The organism is Candidatus Thiopontia autotrophica, from assembly GCA_014384675.1.
Taxonomy (GTDB): domain Bacteria; phylum Pseudomonadota; class Gammaproteobacteria.
Window position 1 is genome coordinate 1 of the sequence record JACNFK010000018.1, and the last position, 5,925, is coordinate 5,925.

Below are 5,925 nucleotides of genomic sequence, written 5' to 3' on the forward strand. Positions count from 1 at the left end.
AGTGTGTACTGAGGCAATTCGATCGTAACTATTAACTGCTGTTCAACAATAAGGAAGAGTATGGGAGGAAAACGTCTTCCGTGACAGAAACAGTCAAAATCACCCCAGCCACATATACACCATACATGATAATGATTATCATTACCAATACTTTTTGTCGATTATTTTTATAAAGTTAACCAAAAGTAAATATTGGTAGAATAGTCTCCATTGTGGCCAACCCAAAAAGAGATGTTCTCCGTGTATTCAGAAGACTGTTCCGGTCTGATGATGAGCTACCCAAACTGGTTCTGCTGGGGCTTGTTGTTGGTCTGCTAACCAGTCTGGTTATTATTCTGTTCCGCTTTATGTTTGAGTGGCCTCTATCTGTTCTGCTTCCGGGAGCAGGATCAGAAAATTTTGAGGAGCTTCCCTCCTATCTCCACTTTGTTACACCAGTCATTGGTGGCGTTGTGATCGGTCTGTTCCTGCTACTGTTTAAGGATGAACACAGGGTTACCGGTGTTGCTCATGTAATGGAACGAATGAATTACCACGAGGGCAAGCTAAAGCTAAAAAATGCAATCGTGCAGTTTTTTGGCGGGATTCTGGCAATAATTTTTGGGGAGTCTGCCGGACGTGAAGGGCCTGCAGTACATCTCGGTTCTGCCGCAGGCAGCCTTTTGGGTCAGTCGATGAATCTCTCCAACAGTAACCTGCGCATTTTGGTTGGGTGTGGTTCCGCAGCTGCTATTGCCGCCTCTTTCAATACCCCAATGGCCGGTGTCATCTTTGCGATGGAGGTGATTCTGCTTGAGTATACAGTTGCAGGCTTCACCCCAATCATTATCTCTTCAGTGGTTGCGGCAATGATGGCCAGCAACTTCTACTCTGCCGAGCTTATGTTTGTGGTGCCATCCGAGATCAGGATAGAGAGCATGGATGAGATTCCGTTTATTCTGCTCTTCTCTTTTATTATTGGTGCAATGGGGGCGCTATTCAGTCGCACCATGATCGGGATGCAGCGCTTTTCTGGAAAACCAGTAATGCTGCGAATGGTTGCTGCCGGTCTGTTAACCGGGGCTATCGCATGGTTCTTTCCACAAATTATGGGGCTTGGTAATGACACCATATCTACTATTCTCAACAACAACCAGTTCACCATCAATTTGCTGTTGGCGATAGCCTTTGCAAAGCTGTTTGCCACTGCAATGGCTGTTGGTCTGGGTATGCCGATGGGGCTTATCAGCCCAACGCTGTTTATTGGTGCCGCTCTTGGAGGGGCGCTTGGGTTACTTGCCACAGAACTAATCGGAGCACCTGTCTCGGATATAGGTTTTTATGCCATATTGGGGATGGGAGCAATGATGAGTGCGGTGCTTCAGGCCCCGCTTGCTGCACTGATTGCGCTACTGGAGCTGACCAGCAATCCAAACATTATTCTTCCTGGAATGTTGGTAATTGTTATTGCCAATATAACCTGCAGCCACATCTTTAGACAGAACTCTGTCTTTGTACGTGTGCTCCAGATCAGAGGGTTGGATCACCAACCACAAAGGTAAAATTAAACAGTTGCGCAGGCGTCTGCGATTGACTCCTTGAAGATCGCCTTGTGGACATCACCAAGGCTCATCATGCCGAGCAATTTGTCTCCATCAATTACCGGAATACGGCGGAAACGGTGACGCACCATAACCGAGGTGGCCTTAAGGATAGGCATATCCTCTGTAACCCCGATAACACCTGTTGTCATAAGATCACTAACCTTAAGCCCAAGCACCTGAGAATACTCCATCTCCATATCCTCAAAGTTGATGGTCTGCCCCTGGTCCATAACCTCTTCCAGTGATGGAAACATATGATGTAGCACATCCTTCTCTGCAATAAAACCTATCAGTTTTTCATCATCATCCAACACCGGCAGACCGCTCACACGATAGAGTGTCATTGCAGAGACGACCTCTCTCATGGGAGTATCTGGTTGTACAGTACGAATATGGCGAGTCATGATATCTTTTACTAGCATCTCATTATTCCTTATGGTGTTTGGTTTGTGTCTGCCTCTGCTGACTGCTTTCTGATCGCATCATTATGCTCTTTGAAACCAGCATGAACAGCCTCAGCCAGATCTTTCTGTTCGTTCAGTTTACCTCGTTCCAAAGCAAAGGCAACTGCAACTTCAACAATAAAGAGGTGGTCCATGGTCAGACGCGGGCTCTCTGCCCCCTCCTCATTGCCATCAGCCAACTCATTATCGGAGCTATCTTCAGTATAGACATGCAGTAGTGCATTTAACAGATCATACACCTCCCCAACTTTTTTGAACTCCGAGGCGTGGTAGGCACCATTAAGGCTAGCCATACCTATAAGCCGCAGGGCAGCAACAAAGTATTCGTCCGGTATGGTTGGTATTTTAAGATCAGAAGACACGTGGTTCATTCCCCCTCTGCTCATCAGGCTGGAACCAGTCCAGGCTGTCGTGCAGGGTTACCACACTACCGATAATAATCAGGGTAGGCGGCTTGATCTTTGATTCAGCAACAATCTGCGGCAGAGTTACCAGGGTACCGATATACTCTTTTTGATCTGGCGTGGTCCCCTTCTGCACAAGTGCTGCCGGGGTGTCTGGATCCATTCCGTGCTCTATCAATTTGGCCGCAATGGTCTCGATACCCTTCAGCCCCATATAGAAGACAATGGTCTGACCAGGCTGTGCGAGTGCACTCCAGTTGAGATCAGAGGTTCCATCTTTGAGGTGACCGGTAGCAAAGGTAACAGATTGAGCATGGTCACGATGGGTCAGCGGTATTCCTGCATACGATGAGATACCGGATGCAGCGGTAATTCCTGGAACCACCTGGAACGGAATACCCTTCTCTGCCAACAATTCGATCTCCTCACCACCACGCCCAAAGATGAATGGATCTCCACCCTTGAGTCGCAACACCCTCTTACCATCTGTTGCAAGATGCGCCAGCAGTTCATTAATCTCATCCTGAGGGACAGAGTGGTTACTGCTCTCCTTGCCCACATAGATTCTCTCTGCATCACGACGGGTCAGGTCGAGCACAGCTGGTGAGATAAGACGGTCATAGACCACTACATCAGCCTGCTGCATAAGCCGCAGGGCACGGAATGTTAGAAGATCAGGATCCCCCGGGCCTCCCCCCACCAGATAGACCTCTCCCTGATTGAGCTCATCGCCCTCCTTGCGGGAGCAGATATCAACCATCTCATCCAGCGCATGCTCGGCCTCTTGCTTTCGGCCCGAAAAGATCATCTCTGCAATCGGCCCCTGAAACGCCCTCTCCCAGAAGAGACGACGCTGCTTGGGCTGTATCTTCTCTTGTACCTTGCCACGAAAACTTGCCGCCAGGGTTGCCAGTTTTCCATAAGCAGATGGAATCATTGACTCCAGACGTGAGCGAATCAGCCTTGCAAGTACAGGTGATGCGCCTCCAGTGGAGATAGCTGCTACAACCGGAGAGCGGTCGATGATGGATGGAGTAATAAAGGTACAGAGATCCGGGGTATCAACCACATTTACCGGTATATTCCTCTCTGTTGCCAGGTCGGACACCTGCTGGTTGATCTCATTCTGATCTGTGGCCGCATAGAGCAGTATATGGTTGCCAACATGAGATGGCTGGAAGCTCTCCTCTATCCACCTGATCTCTCCCTTCTCATGAAAGATAGACATTGTGGATCCCAGCTCCGGAGAGACCACCTCAACAGCAGCCCCTGCACGCAGCAACAGCTGCACTTTACGTGCCGCAACCTCACCACCTCCAACCACCAGGCAGGGACGATCTTTTACATCAACAAAAATTGGTAAATAATCCAAAAGTACGAACTCCTAACAGATTTTATCTATGCCACCCATGTAACTACGCAGCACCTCAGGTATTACTACCGAGCCGTCCTCTTGCTGATAATTTTCCAATACTGCAACCAGTGTTCTGCCAACCGCAAGTCCGGAACCATTCAGAGTATGAAGCAGTTCTGGTTTACCCGTCTCCGGGTTTCTCCAACGAGCCTGCATCCGGCGCGCCTGGAAATCCCCAAAACTGCTGCATGAGGATATCTCGCGATAGGCACTCTGCCCCGGGAGCCATACCTCAAGGTCATAAGTCTTGGTAGATGAGAAACCAATATCTCCCGTACAGAGCGCCATCACCCTGTATGGAAGCTCCAGCTTCTGCAGAATTTTCTCGGCATTCTCGGTAAGTGACTCAAGTGTTGCCGCGGAATCCTCTGGGCGCACCATCTGTACCAACTCCACCTTCTCAAACTGGTGCTGACGAATCATGCCACGAGTATCTCTGCCATAGGATCCAGCCTCACTACGGAAACAGGGGGTATGGGCAACAAACTTTTTAGGTAGTTCATCTGCCGGAATAATCTCGTCACGTACCAGGTTGGTTACTGGAACCTCTGCCGTTGGAATCAGGTAGTAGTCCTTCGCCTGCTCCTCTTCCGGGATCCCTGCTGTGCCGAGAGCAAATAGATCCTCCTTGAATTTCGGCAGCTGCCCTGTCCCCTTGAGACTGTTACTGTTTACAACATAGGGTACATAGACCTCACTATAGCCATGATCCTGGGTGTGAGTATCCAGCATAAACTGGGTCAGCGCACGGTGGAGGCGTGCCATCTCACCATGCATAACCACAAAACGTGACCCGGTGATCTTTGCTGCAACCTCAAAATCCATCCCCTTCAAGGCAACCCCCAGATCAACGTGATCCTTGGGCTTAAAGCTTAATGTTGCAGGTTCGCCCCAGCGACGGATCTCTACATTATCGTCCTCACCCTTGCCATCCGGTGTGGATTCATGAGGGATATTTGGAACCCCCATCATCAGCTCGCTCATCTCTGCCTGAATTGCTGCAAGCTCCTGCTCTGCAGATTCCAGATCACCCTTCAGCCTTGCAACCTCATCCAGCAGAGGCTGAATATCCTCCCCCTTCGCCTTGGCCTGGCCGATCCCCTTGGACTTGCTATTGCGCTGATTCTGCAGCTCCTGGGTGCGCACCTGCGTCTCTTTTCTGCGAGACTCCAGTGCAGCCATGCCTTCTGCATCCAGGATGTATCCCCTGCGAGCCAGCCCAGCTGTTACTCCCTCAAGATCATCTCGTACTATCTTCGGATCCAACATCTCTTAATTCTCAATCCTTCATTAATCTTTCAGCCGACCAGCAGACCATATGTGACGGCTCAATAGTTGAACTCAGATGGTCCAACACCTCATCAATCTTCTCCGGCTTATCAAAAAACTCGACTACCACTGGGAGGTTTAGCGAAATATCCAGTAGTGTTCCTGTATGAATTTCTCCATTTTCACCATATCCAGAGATACCTCTAAACACTGTAACCCCTGATATCTTTTCCCAATCGTGCAGCCTCTTGAGCAACTGCTCCAGATGGGCCTTCTCTTCAGAGAGATAGATCCGCACCACTGTCACCGACTCTTTCTTAAGACTCATCTCACTACCCCCATGACATCCGTCCAACAATCACACCCAACCATGCAGCACCAACACAGACCACCACACTACCAACCATATTCAACACTGCCCGCATCACCTCTCCACCCTCCAGCAAATTAAGTGTCTCCATAGAGAAGGACGAGAATGTGGTAAATGCACCAAGAAACCCGATCAATAAAAATGCGCGCCACTGTGGCCCCAACGCCAACCTCTCAGTCAGCAGAACAAACAGTAGCCCCATAACCAGGGAACCGAGCACATTGACGGTCATGGTTCCCCATGGAAAACCACGCCCCAGCCAGCCATAGATCCCATTGGATACGAGATAACGCATCACGGACCCAAGGGCACCTCCTACGGCAATTGCGATCAGTTGCATGGGCAGGGATTATACATCAGGAACCGCTCCGCTTCGCCCCGAATGGCCTCTGGCCAGTAACAGCCATAGGGTGGTAACTAG

At 49.7% G+C, this 5,925-nt stretch carries 7 protein-coding genes; 1 reads left to right on the forward strand and 6 read right to left on the reverse strand.

Features of this window, described 5'->3' with window-relative positions:
• Positions 1–212: 212 nt before the first annotated feature.
• Positions 213–1,541 carry a chloride channel protein gene (locus tag H8D24_02200; protein ID MBC8519209.1) on the forward strand — a complete coding sequence of 443 codons (1,329 nt, stop codon included), beginning with the start codon at positions 213–215 and terminating at the stop codon, positions 1,539–1,541.
• Between the two features lie 2 nt (positions 1,542–1,543).
• Here H8D24_02200 and H8D24_02205 read toward each other — a convergent pair whose 3' ends face one another.
• The 6 genes from H8D24_02205 to crcB are packed head-to-tail and all read right to left on the reverse strand — an operon-like array spanning position 1,544 to position 5,844.
• Positions 1,544–2,005 carry a CBS domain-containing protein gene (locus H8D24_02205; protein ID MBC8519210.1) on the reverse strand — a complete coding sequence of 154 codons (462 nt, stop codon included), beginning with the start codon at positions 2,003–2,005 and terminating at the stop codon, positions 1,544–1,546.
• An 11-nt stretch (positions 2,006–2,016) separates the two neighbouring features.
• Positions 2,017–2,409, reverse strand: a complete 393-nt coding sequence (locus H8D24_02210) for a hypothetical protein (protein MBC8519211.1) — start codon at positions 2,407–2,409, stop codon at positions 2,017–2,019.
• Positions 2,399–3,823, reverse strand: coding sequence for a uroporphyrinogen-III C-methyltransferase (gene cobA, locus H8D24_02215; protein ID MBC8519212.1), 1,425 nt, complete (start codon positions 3,821–3,823; stop codon positions 2,399–2,401). Before cobA ends, H8D24_02210 begins: the two co-directional genes overlap by 11 nt.
• 12 nt (positions 3,824–3,835) lie before the next feature.
• Positions 3,836–5,134, reverse strand: coding sequence for a serine--tRNA ligase (gene serS, locus H8D24_02220; protein ID MBC8519213.1), 1,299 nt, complete (start codon positions 5,132–5,134; stop codon positions 3,836–3,838).
• Between the two features lie 10 nt (positions 5,135–5,144).
• Positions 5,145–5,462 carry a DUF190 domain-containing protein gene (locus tag H8D24_02225; protein MBC8519214.1) on the reverse strand — a complete coding sequence of 106 codons (318 nt, stop codon included), beginning with the start codon at positions 5,460–5,462 and terminating at the stop codon, positions 5,145–5,147.
• Positions 5,463–5,466: 4 nt separating this feature from the next.
• A complete protein-coding gene (crcB, locus tag H8D24_02230) occupies positions 5,467–5,844 on the reverse strand; it encodes a fluoride efflux transporter CrcB (GenBank protein ID MBC8519215.1) in 378 nt (125 codons plus the stop codon).
• Positions 5,845–5,925 lie beyond the last annotated feature (81 nt).